This is a genomic window from Streptomyces radiopugnans, assembly GCF_900110735.1.
Taxonomy (GTDB): Bacteria; Actinomycetota; Actinomycetes; order Streptomycetales; family Streptomycetaceae; genus Streptomyces; species Streptomyces radiopugnans.
This window is the reverse complement of record NZ_FOET01000012.1, coordinates 82,860-98,621: the sequence shown is the minus strand read 5'-3', so window position 1 is coordinate 98,621 and position 15,762 is coordinate 82,860. Positions and strand designations below refer to the sequence as shown.

The 15,762-nt window shown below is 75.1% G+C and carries 12 protein-coding genes; 9 read left to right on the top strand and 3 right to left on the bottom strand.

Annotation, left to right across the window (positions count from 1 at the left end; genetic code table 11):
* Positions 1–39: 39 nt before the first annotated feature.
* The gene (locus BMY40_RS20105; RefSeq protein WP_093661601.1) at positions 40–975 is read left to right on the top strand and encodes a L,D-transpeptidase family protein; all 936 of its coding nucleotides are present in this window, start codon (positions 40–42) and stop codon (positions 973–975) included.
* 259 nt (positions 976–1,234) lie between these two features.
* Here the strand turns inward: BMY40_RS20105 and BMY40_RS20100 are convergent, their stop codons facing one another.
* Positions 1,235–2,419, bottom strand: a complete 1,185-nt coding sequence (locus BMY40_RS20100) for a hypothetical protein (protein WP_093661599.1) — start codon at positions 2,417–2,419, stop codon at positions 1,235–1,237.
* Complete coding sequence (locus BMY40_RS20095) at positions 2,416–3,060, bottom strand: RNA polymerase sigma factor (protein WP_093661597.1); 645 nt, start codon at positions 3,058–3,060, stop codon at positions 2,416–2,418. Before BMY40_RS20095 ends, BMY40_RS20100 begins: the two co-directional genes overlap by 4 nt.
* 548 nt (positions 3,061–3,608) lie before the next feature.
* Between BMY40_RS20095 and BMY40_RS20090 the strand changes: the two genes are divergently transcribed.
* The 5 genes from BMY40_RS20090 to BMY40_RS20070 all read left to right on the top strand — a co-directional run bounded on the left by BMY40_RS20090 (position 3,609) and on the right by BMY40_RS20070 (position 12,166).
* Positions 3,609–6,374 (top strand): FG-GAP-like repeat-containing protein, encoded by a 2,766-nt coding sequence (locus BMY40_RS20090; protein WP_245770198.1) that lies wholly within the window; start codon positions 3,609–3,611, stop codon positions 6,372–6,374.
* Between the two features lie 239 nt (positions 6,375–6,613).
* Positions 6,614–7,243, top strand: coding sequence for an RNA polymerase sigma factor (locus BMY40_RS28695; RefSeq protein WP_093661593.1), 630 nt, complete (start codon positions 6,614–6,616; stop codon positions 7,241–7,243).
* 35 nt (positions 7,244–7,278) lie between these two features.
* Positions 7,279–8,478, top strand: a complete 1,200-nt coding sequence (locus BMY40_RS20080; RefSeq protein ID WP_143071796.1) for a hypothetical protein — start codon at positions 7,279–7,281, stop codon at positions 8,476–8,478.
* A 53-nt stretch (positions 8,479–8,531) separates the two neighbouring features.
* The gene (locus BMY40_RS20075; RefSeq protein ID WP_093661589.1) at positions 8,532–11,264 is read left to right on the top strand and encodes an alpha/beta fold hydrolase; all 2,733 of its coding nucleotides are present in this window, start codon (positions 8,532–8,534) and stop codon (positions 11,262–11,264) included.
* The gene (locus BMY40_RS20070) at positions 11,261–12,166 is read left to right on the top strand and encodes an ABC transporter permease (protein ID WP_093661587.1); all 906 of its coding nucleotides are present in this window, start codon (positions 11,261–11,263) and stop codon (positions 12,164–12,166) included. Before BMY40_RS20075 ends, BMY40_RS20070 begins: the two co-directional genes overlap by 4 nt.
* A 119-nt stretch (positions 12,167–12,285) precedes the next feature.
* Here the strand turns inward: BMY40_RS20070 and BMY40_RS20065 are convergent, their stop codons facing one another.
* Positions 12,286–13,914 carry a beta-N-acetylhexosaminidase gene (locus BMY40_RS20065; RefSeq protein ID WP_093661585.1) on the bottom strand — a complete coding sequence of 543 codons (1,629 nt, stop codon included), beginning with the start codon at positions 13,912–13,914 and terminating at the stop codon, positions 12,286–12,288.
* A gap of 241 nt (positions 13,915–14,155) precedes the next feature.
* On the opposite strand from BMY40_RS20065, the gene BMY40_RS20060 reads away from it, so the two are divergent.
* The 3 genes from BMY40_RS20060 to BMY40_RS20050 all read left to right on the top strand — a co-directional run bounded on the left by BMY40_RS20060 (position 14,156) and on the right by BMY40_RS20050 (position 15,755).
* Entirely contained in the window at positions 14,156–14,800 is a 645-nt protein-coding gene (locus BMY40_RS20060; protein WP_093661583.1) for a 2-oxo-4-hydroxy-4-carboxy-5-ureidoimidazoline decarboxylase, read from the top strand.
* A 135-nt stretch (positions 14,801–14,935) separates the two neighbouring features.
* Entirely contained in the window at positions 14,936–15,316 is a 381-nt protein-coding gene (gene sdhC / locus BMY40_RS20055; RefSeq protein WP_093661581.1) for a succinate dehydrogenase, cytochrome b556 subunit, read from the top strand.
* A 4-nt stretch (positions 15,317–15,320) separates the two neighbouring features.
* Positions 15,321–15,755 (top strand): succinate dehydrogenase hydrophobic membrane anchor subunit, encoded by a 435-nt coding sequence (locus BMY40_RS20050; protein ID WP_093661579.1) that lies wholly within the window; start codon positions 15,321–15,323, stop codon positions 15,753–15,755.
* Positions 15,756–15,762: the final 7 nt, after the last annotated feature.

Here is a 15,762-nt window from a genome sequence, read left to right as displayed (position 1 = left end):
GGCGGGTTCGAGGGGGTTTCGATGTCCCGGGGGGAGTCCATGTCGCACGGATCGGTGGGCCGCACCGCGCTCGCCGCGGCGGCCGCGGTGCTGCTGGGGGCGGGGTGCACGGTGCAGCAGACGGACTCGGAGTCACGGGTGCCCGCGGCGGTCACGGCACCGCCGCCCGCACCGTCCGTGACGCGGAGCACGCCTGCGCCCGCGCCGACGCCCACGGCGACGGCGCCGTCCACGCCGTCCGCCCCGTCCGCGAGCCGGGAGGAGGCACCGGGCACCTCGGCGCCGCCGGCCGCGGCGCCGCCGGTGACCGCCTCGCCGCCCGCGCCGCCGACGTCCGCTCCGCCGCCCGCGCCGATGATGCGCGAGGGGGCGCAGGGCGAACGGGTCCGCGAACTCCAGGCGCGGCTGCGCCAGGCCGGGCACTTCGACCTCAACCCGACCGGCTACTACGGCCCGGTCACCACCGCGTCCGTCTCCGCCTTCCAGAAGCGGCGCGGTCTGACGGCGGACGGCCAGGTCACCCGGGACACCTGGAGCGCTCTGACGGCGCGGACGAGGACCCCCACGCGGGCGGAGCTGTACCCGCCCACCACCCGGCCGATATCCGACCCCGACCCGAGGTGCCTGACGGGCCGGGCGCTGTGCATCAGCAAGGAGAGCCGGACGCTGGCCTGGATGATCGACGGGAAGGTCGTCTCCGCGATGGACGTGCGCTTCGGTTCGGAGCTCACCCCGACCCGCGAGGGCGAGTTCGGCGTCACCTTCAAGAGCCGGGACCACCACTCCACGATCTACGACACCCCGATGCCGTACGCGATGTTCTTCAGCGGAGGCCAGGCGGTGCACTACTCCGCGGACTTCGCCGCCAACGGCTACAACGGCGCCTCGCACGGCTGCGTCAACGTACGGGACAGGGAGAGGATCGCCGCGCTCTTCGAGCAGGTGAGGGTGGGCGAGAAGGTGATCGTCTACTGACGTCTCCGGCGCCCTCCGGAACGGGGCGCGGGCCGGTGTGAAGAGGCGCGGGCGGGGCCGGGGGAACGTGCCCCGCCCGCGCTACGCGCATCCCGCAGGTACGGGGGGAACCTTGGGTGGCGCGCTCGCCGATGACCAGTCGGCTTGTTCTGTACTGCGTCCGCGGCCCGAAAAGTGTCACACCCCCCGGGCGGCGGACCCGGTGACGCCGGTCACACGGCTCCCGGCACGCCCTCCGGGGCGTGGACCCGGCCAGGGCTCAGGGCGTGGGAACGGCCGTCGCGGCGCCCCGGGACGCGTCCGGGATCTGCGGGAGCCCTCCGGGCTCGGCGGGACCGGTGGGGCCGGCCTTCCCGGTGTCGGCGGGGAAGGTGTCGCCGCCCTCCTCCCCGGGCAGCGTGTCGCCGCTCTCCTCGGGGACGGCGTCCCCGCCCTCGGCGCCGTCCCCGGTGCCGTCCTGGCCGCCCGTGGCGGGCCCCGCGGAGTCGCCCGTGCCGGAAGACCCGCCGGACGATCCACCGGGAGTGCTCCCGCCGGAGGAACCGCCCGAGGTGCTCCCGCCCGAGGTGCTCCCACCGGAGGAACCGCCCGAGGCGGAACCGCCGCCCGCACCGCCGTCGGCGCCGCCGGCCGCCGCGCCGGATCGGCGGCAGTGGCCTTCCACCCGGTCCGGGCCTCCCAGGGCCCGCTCCAGTTCGGCCCGTTCCCGCCGGCCCAGCTCGCCGTCCAGGAACTTCTCGCACAGTTCCTCGAGGCGCGCTTCCGCCTGGGGGGACCGGGTGGTGGGATCCCCGGCCCGGTCGCCCGCGCCGTCCCTCCCCGGGACGGGCGAGCCGCTCTCCGCCGACCGCCCGCCGGGGCCGGCGCCGGCCGGATCGCCTTCGCCCGGGGCTCCCGGGCCGCCGCGCTCCTCGCCTTCCCGCCCGCCGTCCGCGCCCGGGCGGCCGGAGAGGGAGTCGGCGGTGCCGGCCGGCGGCGGGAGGAGCCCGTCCGGCTCGGCGGACACGCTCGTCGCCGGGGCGGGTGATCCGTTCCCTCCGCCGAACGGCGCGGGCAGCACCCCGCTGCCGGCCGCTATGGCGACCCCGCCGAGCACGCCGCCGAGTGCCAGCGCGGCGAGACCCACCCTCAGGGGGCGGCCGAGCGACCGCAGACGGCCGCGGCGCTCGGCGGCCACGGCTCCGGGCCGTACGCGGGCCGCCCGGAAGGCCGCCAGCGCGGCGGCCTCCCCGGGCAGCTCACCGTCGTCACGCGCGCCGGGCACGGCGGCAGGACCGGCTGTGGCGGCAGCGGTCGTGGGGACGGCGGCGAGTCTTTCGAGGGCCTCGGCCAGTGCCGACGCGCCCGGGTCGTCCGCGGACAGCGGGGGGTGGGCCGACCGTCCGCGCAGCAGACGCTCCGCGGTCTCCTCGTCCAGCCAGTCGTACCGGTCGTCGGCCCTCACGTTTCCCTCAGCGTCCGTCTGGCCTTTTCCGTCACACTCCGTGCGGCTCCGGCCCTGGGTGCGGGCACCCCGTCACCGACCCCTTCCTCCCCCTCCAGCAGCTCCGCCAGCTTCCGCAGACCCCGGTGCGCGGCGGTGCGCACCGCGCCCGGCCTCTTGCCCAGCACCTGTGCGGCGCCCTTGGCGTCGAGGCCGACGACCACCCGGAGCACGACGGCCTCGGCCTGGTCGCGCGGCAGCCGGGAGATCAGGGCCATGGTGTGCCCGGTGCCGATCGACTCCAGGGCCTCGTCGAAGGTGTCGGATCCGGCGGGCAGCACCGCCAGCTCGTTGTCGTCGTCGACCGGGCTGGAGACGGGCCGCCGCCCCCGCGCCCGGATGTGGTCGAGCGCACGGTTGCGGGCGATCCGCGCCGTCCAGCCGCGGAAGCGATCGGCGTCCCCGTCGAACCGGCCGATGTCCCGGGCGATCTGCAGCCACGCCTCGGAGGCGACGTCCTCCGCGTCCGCATCCGGGACCAGCGTCCGCACGTACCCCAGCAGGCGGGGATGCACGGCGCGGTAGACGGTGCGGAAGGCGCATTCGTCCCCCTCCCGCGCCGCCCGCACCGCTGCGGTGAGTTCCGCGTCTTCCCCCTGCACGCCTTAGTCCTGCCCCACTTCGCGATGTAGCGCTCGCCCGCGCTCCTGGCCGAGCGCGGTCCCGCCATGATGCTTCGATCTGCGTCGATGCGAAGCAGAACGCTACGACCTAGTGTGCGCTCCCGTCCATGCGGGCGGGGCGGTAGTTACCGAGATGAAGACGGCGGGGAGGACACGCGGACGGGCGACGGAGACCGGGCGGAGGGGGTGTGGGAGCAGGGGGCGCAGGGGGGAGTAACAGTTTTCGGCCTCCCGGCGCTGAGGATTGTGACGGGCCTCGCTCGGCGCGGCGGTCCGTACTCGACGACGGCCGGGGTCTCTCCTGTGGGGGGTGGCGACCCCGGCCGTCTTCGCATGCCCGGCCCGGTCACGGCCCGGCCCTGTAACGGTTGAGTACCCGCCGCTTTCCCGGAGTGACATCTCCTCTACGGTGAGCGCTTACCGAAGGGTCCCGTGACGGACGCGGGGCGAGCGAGTCTCCGGACGAACGATCCAGACGACAAGGGGCGGGACACTTGAGTCCGCGAAGAACACGAGCGCGCAGAACATTGAGCCTGAAGAGGCGGACCTGGCTGACCCTGGGTGCCGTCGCGGTGGGCGGAGCCGGCGTGGTGACCGTCGCCGTGGCCAACCCGCCCGAGGACAACGGGAGTTCAGTGACCGCGTCGCCGGTCAGGGTGTACTCCGTGAACCTGAAGACCAGGGGCGAGGGGCACAGCGGCGTGACCCGCCGCGACACCAAGCCGTTCAGCCTGCTGGGCATCTCCTGGCCCCGGGCGACCGCGGAGATCGGCGGCCGGGCCGAGGTGCGCACCCGCGACATCGAGACCGGCGAGTGGACGCCGTGGCAGGAACTGGACCTGGACATCCACGTCCCCGAGGGCGAGGAGGGCCGGGAGGCCACGGCCCGCGGCGCGACCGCGCCCCGCTGGGTCGGCCCCTCCGACGGCGTCGAGGCCCGGGTGGTCTCCGCCGACGGACAGACCAGTGACGAGTTCCCCGCCGGAATGCGGCTGGACCTGGTCGACCCGGGCGTGACGCCGCGCGAGGCCAGGAAGGCGAACGCGGCCGACCTCGGCCCGGCGGCCTTCGAGACGGCCGTGGACACGGGCATGCGGCCCGCCGCCTACGTCGCCGAGGACCCGGTTCCCACCGCCACCGCGAGCGACCCGGTGGACGGCGCCTCGGCGTCGCCCGGCGAGCCGTCGCCCACCGAACCGGCGCCCACGGGGACGGAGTCCACCGCTCCGGGCACCACCGAGCCCACTCCCACCGGGACGGAGTCCACCGAGCCGGACGCCACCGGGAGCCCGACGGCCGACCCGTCGCCGACCCCGACCGTGCCGACCGCACCCGAGTCCACGGTCACCCGGCCGCCGATCGTCTCGCGCGCCGCCTGGGGCGCCGACGAGTCCATGGTCGAGGAGCCCTCGGCGTACCTGGAGGACGGCATCAAGGCGGCCTTCGTCCACCACACGGCGCTCGAGGACATCAACTACACCTGCTCCGACTCGGCCGCGATCGTGCGGTCGCTGATGACGTTCCACGTCAAGAGCAACGGCTGGAACGACCTGGGCTACAACTTCCTGGTCGACAAGTGCGGCACGATCTTCGAGGGCCGGCACGGCGGCGTCGACCTGCCCGTGGTGGGCGCGCACACCTACGGCTTCAACAGCTACTCCACCGGCATCGCGGTGATCGGCAACTACGCCGCGGGCGATGTGCCCACCCCCGATGTGACCGGCGCCGTCGCCAGGATCGCCGCCTGGAAGCTCGGCCAGTACGGCGTGGACCCCACCGGCAGGGTGACGCTCACCGCCATGGGGAACACCGGCGTGTGGAAGGAGGGTGAGCAGGCCACCCTGCGCACCGTCTCCGGCCACCGCGACGGCTACAACACCGCGTGCCCGGGCCAGACGCTGTACGACGCGCTGCCGGAGATCCGGCGCTTCGCCGCGAGCCCGGCCGCGAGCTCCGCGGCCCCCACCGCCGACTTCAACCGCGACGGCATGGGCGACATGGCCGTGGGCACCCCCCGCGCCGCCGTGGGCGGCAAGGCCAAGGCCGGCACCGTCAGCGTGGCGCCCGGCGGCGCGGACGGCCCGGTGGCCTCCACCAGGGTCACCCTCTCCCAGTCCAGCCCGGGTGTCCCCGGGGCCTCCGAGACCGGTGACAGCTGGGGCGCGGCGGTCGCGTACGGCGACGTCAACGGCGACGGGCACGCGGACCTGGCGGTCGGCGCGCCCGGCGAGGACGACACGGTGGGCAACACCGACTCCGGCGCGGTGACCGTCCTGTACGGCCCCGGCTTCACCAAGGCCAAGTGGCTGGAAGCCGCCACCGCGGACCGCACCGGCGGAGCCCGGTTCGGCTCGACCGTCGCCGTCGGCGACTTCGACAGCGACGGCACCGCCGACGTCTTCACCGCCTCCACCCGCGGCCCGGCCGGCTGGTGGGCGTTCGACGTCGCCGACGGCACCGTGCGCAAGGGCGCCCTGAAGACCGGCACCACCGGCACCATCGACTCCCTGGCCTCCACCACCGGCGACTTCAACCGCGACGGCTACACCGACGTGGTCCTCAACCACCGGGACTCCGGCGGCACCGGCCGGCTCACGCTCCTCAACGGATCGGCCGGCGGCCTGACCTACGTGGGCATGTCGTCCGTCAAGGGCGGCCGTTCGGTCGCGGCGGCGGACATCAACGGCGACGCGTACACGGACCTGGTCGTCGGTCAGCCGTACGCCTCCGAGTCCAGCGCCTTCCGCGGCGGCCAGATCACCGTGCTGCCCGGTTCGCCCGACGGGCCGACCACCACCGGCCGGAAGGTGATCCACCAGGACACCTCCGGTGTTCCGGGGGCCGCCGAGGCCGGCGACGCGCTGGGCTGGTCGGTCTCGGCGGGCGACGTCAACGGCGACGGGCGCGCCGACGTCCTCGCGGGCCTGCCCTTCGAGGACCTCACCCGCGACGGCGTCAACCGCAAGAACGCCGGTATGGCGCTCCTGCTGTACGGCACCTCCTCGGGGCTGGGCACCTCCGGCGCCATGAGCCTCCACCAGGACACCTCGGGCGTCGCCGGGGCCTCCGAGACCGACGACCGGCTCGGGGCGGGCGTCCTGCTCGCCGACATGTCCGGCTGGGGGCGGGCGGACCTGGCCGTCGGCGCGCCGGGGGAGAACTCCTTCGACGGGACGATCCTCCAGTTCGACGCCGGCAGCCGGGGCGTCTCCACCTCGGGCGCCGTCTACTACGGCCGCTCGGCCATGGGTACGCCCGCGGGCGCCTGGCTGGGCTATCCGCTGGCTCCGTGAACGAGCCCCGGGCGAGCCGTGGGCGAGCCGTGAGCAGGCGGACGGCTCGCCGGTGACCGGCGGCCGGTGAACGGCCGGCCGCCGGTCCGCGGCACAAGGGGCCGGACGGGATCTCCCGTCCGGCCCCTTCCGCCTTCTCCCGGGCGGCGTACGGGTGTTCGCGTTCACATCAGTCCGTCCCCGCCGACGTGGGGCCGCCGTGTCGACGTGTCGCACGGGAGCGTGGAAGGATCCCGTGCGTGAGTGATTCGGCGGACGGCGGCAACGGGATCCACCCGGAGCGCACCGGGGATCTGAACGCTGCGGTTCTCGGTGTGCGGCGGGGCGACGAGGCCGCCTTCCGCGCCGTCTACCGCTGCCTCAACCCCGAACTCCTGCGCTACGCGGCCGTCATCGTCGGTCAGGACGCGGAGGACGTCGTGGCCGAGACGTGGTTACAGATCGCCCGGGACGTGCTGCGCTTCGAGGGGGACGGCGCCTCCTTCCGCCGTTTCGCCCTGGCCGTCACACGGAACCGGGCCCGTGACGTCCTGCGTCGCAGGAGGAGGCGTGTGCAGGAGATCACCGTGCCGACCGACGAACTGCCCGAACCGCGCGCGGCCGGCACCCCCGGCGGGGAGGCCGCCCCGGACACGGCGGAGGTGGCCGGGGCGAAGCTGTCGACACGTGAGATCGTCTCCCTCATCGGCACCCTGCCCGTTCCGCAGGCCGAGGCGGTACTTCTGAGGGTGGTTCTGGACCTGGACACGAAGAGCACGGCCGAGATCCTCGGCAAGCGGCCGGGGGCGGTGGCGATGGCGCTGTCACGCGGTCTGAAGAAACTGGCCCGGCTGGTGGAACGGCCCGAGGCAACGGCGGTACGGAGGTGAACGACCCGATGCGGGACGGGGAGGAAGGCGCCCGTGTGACCGAGGCCGCGCTGCGCCGTCTGATCGCCGAGGGCTCCCGGCCGGGCGTCGGCCTGCGGGGTTCCGGTTCCAGGGGCTCGGGCGACCTGCCGTCGGACGACAGCCTGCGCGCCCTCGCGGCAGTCCTCAGCGCCGCGGCGCCGCCGCCGGGCTCCGGCGTGCTCAAGGGCGAGGAGGAGGCCCTGGCCGCCTTCCGGGCGGCCCGCGACGAGCGGGCGGCCGCCGATCCGGCGGCGGCCGGCCTGCGGGGCCGTCTCGCCCGGCTGACGCGGCGCCTGGGCCGGACGCGCACGGGCGCGCTCGGCGTGGTCGTGGCCGCCGTCCTCGGCAGCGGGGTGGCGGTGGCCTCCGTCGGTGTCCCGTTCCTGCCCGGGAGCGGCCCGAACGGCGCGCCCGGCACCTCCCAGGCGCCGGACACCGCCTCGACGCCTCCTGTCCCCGCGTCCCCGAAGGCACCCACGACCGGGGAGGCCGGCCCGGCCGGGCCGCACCCCGACGGCTCCGGGTCGGGGACCGTACCGCCCTCGGAGGCGTCGCCGCGGATCGTCGCGCTGTGCCGGGCCCAGGAGCGGAATCCGGGCAGTCCGGCCGAGGCCGCGCGGAAGCCGCTGGTCACCGCGGCGGGCGGACGCGACCGGGTCGCCGAGTACTGCGACGCGGTGCTGGAGGGCCCGGCGGCCCGGCCGTCTCCCGCCGACGGCGGCCGGGGCAGCGGCAACGGAGACGGCAACGGGAGCGGGAACGGCAGCGGCGGCGGGAACCCGGGCGGCAACGGCACGACGCCGGACACCCCGAACCGGCCCGGTGAAGCCCCCGGCGGCGGCCGGCAGGACGCCGACCCCCCCGGCTCCGGCAGCGGGAACGGCGGCGGGAACAGCGGCGGGAACGGGAACCCGGGCAACGGCGCCGGCCGGGGCAACGCCGACCAGACCGGCACCCGCCCCGGCAACGGCGGTGGCGGCCGGGACGCCGGCAACCCCGGCAACCCCGGCAACGGCAACGGCAACGGCAACGGCAACGGCAACGGCAACGGCAACAACGGTGGCAACGGCGGCCGGGGCGACGGCAACCCGGGCAGCGGCAACGGGGCGGGCGGCAACGACAACGGCGCCGGTCCCCGGGCCGAGGCCGCGCGGGACCGGGCCGCCCCCGCGGACCGTCCCGCGGCCGCCCCGGCGGGCAGCGCCGTCCCCTGATCCCGCCCCGGGGCGCTCGGTGTGCCGGGCGGGACACCGCGTAGGGTCGGGCCATGGATCTCCGACTGCCCAGGCCCCGCCGGCGGCTGCTCGCGGCGATCGCCGCCGCCGCCGTCCTCGCGGGGGGCGGTGTGTGGGCGGCCCTTCCGGACGACGCGCCCGCCGTACGCCACACCGAGCAGAAGCTCACCCTGCCCGAATCGCCGGAGGACGGGGACGGCGGGGACACCGTCCGGATCGACACCTCCTACTTCACCGCCGGCGACCCGGACACCCGCCGCCCGGCGGTCCTGCTGGGCCACGGCTTCGGCGGCAGCAAGGCCGAACTGCGCGGCCAGGCCGAGAAGCTGGCCCGCTCCGGCTACGCGGTGCTGACCTGGTCGGCCCGCGGCTTCGGCGCCTCCACCGGCCGGATCGGGCTGAACGACCCCGACCGCGAGGTCGCCGACGTCAGCGCCCTGATCGACTGGCTGGCGGAGCGGCCCGAGGTACGCCTCGACGGCGAGGGCGACCCCCGGGTGGGCGTGGCGGGTGCCTCCTACGGCGGCGCGGTCTCACTGCTGGCCGCCGGGCACGACGAGCGGGTCGACGCCGTGGCCCCGCGCATCACCTACTGGGACCTGTCCGAGGCGCTCTTCCCGGACGGTGTCTTCAAGGAACTGTGGACCGGGATCTTCTTCACCACCGGTTCCACCGTCGCGGGCGCCGGTGCCCCCACCGCCGGGCCGGTCTCCGAGCGGGCGGGCTGCGGCCGGTTCGCCACGGAGCTGTGCGCGATGTACGAGCGGGTCGCCGTCGCCGGGGAGCCGGACGAGGAGGCGCGCGAGCTGCTGCGCGAGCGCAGCCCGGTGGCCGTCGCCGACCGGATCGACGTGCCGGCGCTGATCGTCCAGGGCCGCTCCGACTCCCTCTTCCCGCTCGGCCACGCCGACGCCATGGCGGAGGCGATCCGCTCCAACGGCGCGCCGGTGGCGGTGGAGTGGATCGCGGGCGGCCACGACGGCGGTCCCGACGAGACGGAGCGGCTGGACGACCGCACCCGCGCCTGGTTCGACCGCCACCTCGGGAACGAGAAGGGGGTGGACACCGGCCCGGCCTTCCGCGTCACCCGTACCGGCGGCATGGACACCACCGACGGCGAGACGCGGCTGCGGGCCGCCACCGCCGAGCGCTACCCCGGCCTGGCGGCCGGCGACCGGACCGTAGGGCTGCGGGGGCGCGAGCAGACCTTCGCCAACCCGGCCGGCGGCGGCCCGCCCGCCGTCTCCGCCGTCCCCGGCCTGAGTGCCGTGGGCGGCGGTCTGTCGGACCTGGGCGTCGGCCTGTCGGTGGACTACCCCGGCCAGCACGCACGCTTCGAGTCGGCGCCGCTGGCCGAGGCCGTCCAGGTCACCGGCGCCCCCGCGGTGCGGGTGGAGGTCGCGTCCACCTCCGGGGAGGCGGTGCTGTTCGCCAAGGTCTACGACGTGGGCCCCGACGGGCGCCAGGTCCTGCCCTCGCAGCTCGTGGCGCCGCTGCGGGTCACCGGGGCCGGGGAGGGCCGGAGCGTGGAGGTGCGGCTGCCCGCGATCGACCACCGCTTCGAGGCCGGGCACCGCATGCGGGTGGTGTTCTCCGCCACCGACCTGGCCTACGCCTCGCCGGTCGAGCCCGCCGCCTACACCGTCTCCCTCGGGGAGGGCGGGCTGAGCGTGCCGACCGCGCCAGGCCTGGCCGTCGAGGCGGCCGGCACCCCGTGGTGGGTGTGGGGCCTGCCGTCGGCCGGCGCGGCCGTGGCGGCCGTGCTGCTGCTGACCGGACGCCGCCGCAAGGCCTCGCCCGGCACCTCCGCCGCACCCGCCGCCGTACCGGAGGCGGATCCCGTACGCGAGGACGTCCCGCTGGAGATCACCGGCCTGTCCAAGCGGTACGCGGGCTCGGCCGACCGTTACGCGGTGCGCGATCTGTCCTTCCGGGTGGAGCGCGGGCAGGTGCTCGGCCTGCTCGGCCCCAACGGCGCGGGCAAGACCACCACCCTGCGGATGCTGATGGGCCTGATCGCCCCCGACAGCGGTGAGATCAGGGTCTTCGGCCATGTGATCCGCCCGGGCGCGCCCGTGCTGTCGCGGGTCGGCGCGTTCGTCGAGGGCGCGGGCTTCCTGCCGCACCTGTCGGGCCGGGACAACCTCGAGCTGTACTGGCGGGCCACCGGCCGCCCCGAGGGGGACGCCCACATCGAGGAGGCGCTGGAGATCGCCGGACTGGGCGACGCCCTGGAGCGCGCGGTGCGCACCTATTCTCAGGGTATGCGGCAGCGGCTGGCGATCGCCCAGGCCATGCTGGGCCTGCCGGACCTGCTGATCCTGGACGAGCCGACCAACGGCCTGGACCCGCCGCAGATCCGCGAGATGCGGGACGTGATGATCCGCTACGCGGCGGCCGGCCGTACCGTGATCGTTTCCAGCCATCTGCTGGCCGAGGTCGAGCAGACCTGTACGCATCTGGTGGTCATGGACCGCGGCGAGCTGGTGCAGGCGGGTCCGGTGGAGGAGATCACCGGCTCCGGCGACACCGTGCTCGTCGGGGTGCGGGGCCCGGTGCCGGAGGCCCTGCCGGAGAAGGTGGCGGCCCTGCCCGGTGTGGGCTCGGCCGTCGCCGTCGACGAGGGGCTGCTGGTGCGGCTCGACGGCGCCACCACGACGCAACTGCTGACCGAGCTCCTGCGGCTGGAGGTGCCGGTGGAGCGCGCCGGACCGCACCGCCGTCTGGAGGACGCCTTCCTCACCCTGATCGGAGGAGAGCGATGACCGCCACCGCCCCCGACCCCACTCCCCCGTCCGCGCCGGGCCGGCCGGGCGCGGACCCGTCGGGCGCGGCGCCCGGCTACCACCCGCGGCGCACCCTGCCGCTGCGGGTGGAGGCGGTGCGCCAGCTGCGCCGCCGCCGCACCCTGGTGACCGGCCTGGTGCTGGCCGCGCTGCCGTTCGTGCTGATCGCGGCCTTCGCGATCGGCGGCGAGCCCGAGCGCGGCGGCCGGCGCATCAACCTGATGGACACCGCCACCGCCTCCGGGCTGAACTTCGCCGCCATGGCGCTGTTCGTCTCCGCCGGCTTCCTGCTGGTGGTGCCGGTGGCGCTGTTCTGCGGCGACACGGTGGCCTCCGAGGCGAGCTGGTCCTCGCTGCGCTATCTGCTGGCGGCCCCGGTGCCGCGCTGGCGGCTGCTGCTGAGCAAGCTGGTGGTGGCGCTGGTGTTCAGCGCGGCGGCGATGGCGCTGCTGCCGCTGGTGGCGCTGGCGGCGGGCTCGGCGGCGTACGGCTGGGGCCCGCTGGAGCTGCCCACCGGCGGCACGCTGCCGGCGGACGAGGCGCTGGGCCGGCTGGCGCTGGCGGTGGTGTACGTCTTCGTCGGCCAGCTCGTCACGGCCGGGCTGGCGTTCTGGCTGTCCACGGTCACCGACGCGCCACTGGGCGCGGTCGGCGGCGCGATCGGGCTGACGATCGTGGGCAACATCCTGGACGCGGTCACGGCGCTGGGCGACTGGCGCGAACTGCTGCCCGCGCACTGGCAGTTCGCCTGGGCGGACGTCTTCCAGCCGGAGTTGGAGACGGGCGGGATGCTGCGGGGCGCGTCGGTGTCCGTGGCGTACGCGCTGGTGCTGTTCGCCCTGGCCTTCCGCCACTTCCGCACCAAGGACATCGTGTCCTGAGCCCCGCGTTACGGTCCGTCCCCGAGCCGCCTCGCGATCACGGTCCGCCTCCCGGACCGTCTCCCGAGCGGCACGGGCCCCTTCCCCGGGGTGCCGACCCCACTCCTGGGTGCCGGCCCTTACGTCACCCGGTCCGACAGGTCCCGGAAGTCCTTCCACTCCAGGGCGGGCGGGGAGGGGTCCCACAGCTTCTGCGCCACGGCCCGCAGCGGCATCCGGATCCCCCGGGCGACCTCGGCCGCCGTCTGCGCGCCCGACAGGTCGCACCAGACGGCCAGCCGCCCGCCCACCACGCGGTCCGGCCCGGTCAGCTCCGCCGGCTCCGGCTCGGTGCCGCGCAGCACGGCCGGGGTCCACTCCTCGTAGATCCGCTCTCCGGTCGGATAGGTGAACTCGTTGGGCTCGCCGAGGACGTAGTAGAGGTACTCGTCGTTGAGGTTGACCACCTCCCAGCCCTCGCGCAGGTACTCCCCGGGCGGCCGGGCGCCGATCTCCTTGCCCGTCCAGTAGGCCACCTGTCTGGGGCGGCTCGGTTCGACGACCCCGCCGGCGTGCTGGCCGTCGTTCCACACCTGGGGTGTGAAGCCCGCCTTCCGCACGGTCTCGGCGCGGTCGTTGAGCCAGGCAGCGGCCAGGTCGCGCACCAGGGCCCGGGGGCCGTGCTCGCGGCGGGCGGTCTCGGCCAGCTCCGGGTAGGCGGCCTCGGGGTCGGAGCGCATCAGCGCCCGGTACTCGTCGCCGCCCAGGTGCCAGTAGGGGCCGGGGCCGGGCTGGTCGCGGAAGAGGGGGGCGTACTCGCGCAGCAGGTCGTCCACCAGGCGTGCCGAGCGCGGGTCGGAGATGTCGATCGCGCCGGGCGCCGGGTCGCCGTCGGCGTCGCGCAGCTGGAGGCCGGGGTGGGCGTCGAGCACCGCGCCGAGGTGGCCGGGCGAGTCGATCTCGGGGATGACGGTGATGTGCCGGGAGTTGGCCAGCTCGATGATCCGGCGCAGTTCGTCCTTGGTCAGGTGGGGGTCGGAGACGACCTCGGGGTGGGAGTCGCTCTCGACGCGGAAGGCCTGGTCGTCGGAGAGGTGGAGCTGGAGCTGGTTGAGCTTGAGGTCGCCCATCTCGCGGATGCGGTCCTCGATCCACTCCGCGCTGAAGTGCTTGCGGGCGATGTCGAGCATGAAGCCGCGCTGCGGGCGGTCGGGCCAGTCGCGGACGGTCCCGCGGGGGATCGAGCCGCCCTCGCGGAGGGCCTGGAGGAGGGTGCGGGTGCCGTGGAAGACGCCGGCGTCGGTGCGGCCGGTGACGGTGACCCGGCCGGTGTCGGCCCTGAGCACATAGCCCTCGCGGCCTCCGTACCCCTTGTCGGAGGCGGTGGAGTCCAGTCTGAGCTCGATGTCGCCGGGCCCGGCCGGTCCGCCGGAGTGCTCCACGTCCAGCTCCCCGGCGAGCAGCTCGGCCTCGTCGGCGAGCGGCCCGCCGGGGTCGGCCACGACGCGGGTGCCGGGGGCGGGCTGCCAGCCGATGCCGGGCTCGGGCGTCCACCGGCGTACGGCGGGTACGGCGGCGGGGGCGGCGGGCAGGGTGACGGCCGGTACGCCGGGGGTCCTGCGGGGGCCCTCGCCCGGCTCCCCGCCGCCGTCCCCCGTGCCGTCCGGCAGCACGAGGAGGGTGACGGCCGTGACGGCGGCGGCCACTCCGGCCACGGCCGCGACGGCGGCGGTCTTCCTGCGGGGATTGCGTCTGCGCCTGCGTCCCATGGGGTGACCGTATTGCCCCTTTCCAGTTCTCATCCGTCAACCATGCGCCCGGAACTCGTCTCGTCCGGGTGAAAAGAATCTGCCCGCCGACCGCCCTCTCCCACTTATCGTTACCGTGACGTCATCCTCCGTCACACGATCACTCCGGTAATCCGGCCACCCCGGCCGCCCCGACCACCACTGTCACCCGCACTCCCGTGTCCCGCGACGTCCCTGACGTCTCCCCGCGCCCGAGGAGCCCATGCGCCTGCCCCCTCAGCGAAGCGAGGCAACGCCGCTCCACCGCCTCAACAACGCCTCCCCCGCCGACCTCCGGGGCGCCCTGCTGGCCTGCTGCGGCAGCCGGCGGTGGGCGGAGAGCATCGCCGCCCACCGCCCCTACCCGGACGTGGAGGCGCTGCTCGCCGCCGCCGACGAGGCCAGCTACGACCTCACCGACGAGGATCTGTCCGAGGCCCTGACCGGGGAGTCCGCCGCCGGCGCCGGGCACGGCGGCCCGCTGTACGGCGGGCGGCACATCGCCATCACCGGCCCCGGCGCGCTCGCCGCGCACACCGCCCTGCGCGCCGCCCACGCCGCGTACGAGAGCCGCTTCGGCTACGCCTTCGTGCTGTGCGTGGACGGGGTGCGCGAGGAGGAGGCGCTCGGCCACGTCCTCGCCGCGATCCGCACCCGGCTGGGCAACGAGACCGAGCGGGAGCGCGCCGTGGCCGCCGAGGAGCTGCGCCGCATCGCGCGCGGCCGGCTGCTGCGGCTGGCCCGGGAGGGGACGCCCCCGTGGCGGGCACGGCGGCCGGGCCACCCCGCCGGACCGGAGGCCTCCGCTCAGGTCCCGGCCCCTACCACGGCCCCCGGCCGGGCTCCTAGCCCGTCCGTGCCTGATTGATCACATCTGACCCCCCGGGGGAACCGTGCCGACAGGACGTCGTTACCATGGCCATCGGCCGGTGGACCGTACCCGGCCGGGCCAGACCGACACCGAAGCCGGCCGGCCCCGTAACCGCTCCCGGAGGGTATTTCCGTGCCGGCTGGAACGCTGTACCGCGGCCGGGAAGGCATGTGGTCCTGGGTGGCTCACCGAGTCACCGGCGTCCTCATCTTCTTCTTCCTGTTCGTGCACGTCCTGGACACGTCGCTCGTCCGCGTCTCCCCGGAGGCCTACGACGACACCGTGGCGGTCTACAAGACGCCCATCGTCGCGCTGCTGGAGTACGGCCTCGTGGCCGCCATCCTCTTCCACGCGCTCAACGGCCTTCGGGTCGTCGCCGTCGACTTCTGGTCGAAGGGCACCAAGTACCAGCGCCAGATGCTGTGGACCGTCATGGGCATCTGGATCGTGCTGATGATCGGGGCGCTGTACCCGGTCCTCGGGCACGCCGTGAGCGAGCTGTTCGGGAGCTGACGACATGGCCTACGACGTAGACAACCCCGCCCCCGTCATCGAGCCGCCCCGCGCCCGGACCAGCCGGACCCCCAGGAAGTTCACGCCCGGCAACTTCGAGATGCACGCCTGGCTGTTCATGCGGCTGTCCGGCATCGTGCTGGTCGTGCTGGTGATCGGCCACCTGCTGATCCAGCTCGTCCTGGACGGCGGCGTCAGCAAGATCAACTTCGCCTTCGTGGCCGGTCGCTGGGCATCGCCCTTCTGGATGACCTGGGACCTGCTGATGCTGTGGCTGGCGATGCTCCACGGCGCCAACGGTCTGCGGACCGTCATCAACGACTACGCAGAGCGGGACGGCACCCGCTTCTGGCTGAAGATGCTGCTGTACACCGCCACGGTGTTCACCGTCCTGCTGGGCACGCTGGTGATCTTCACCTTCGACCCGAACATCCGCTAGAGCCGGG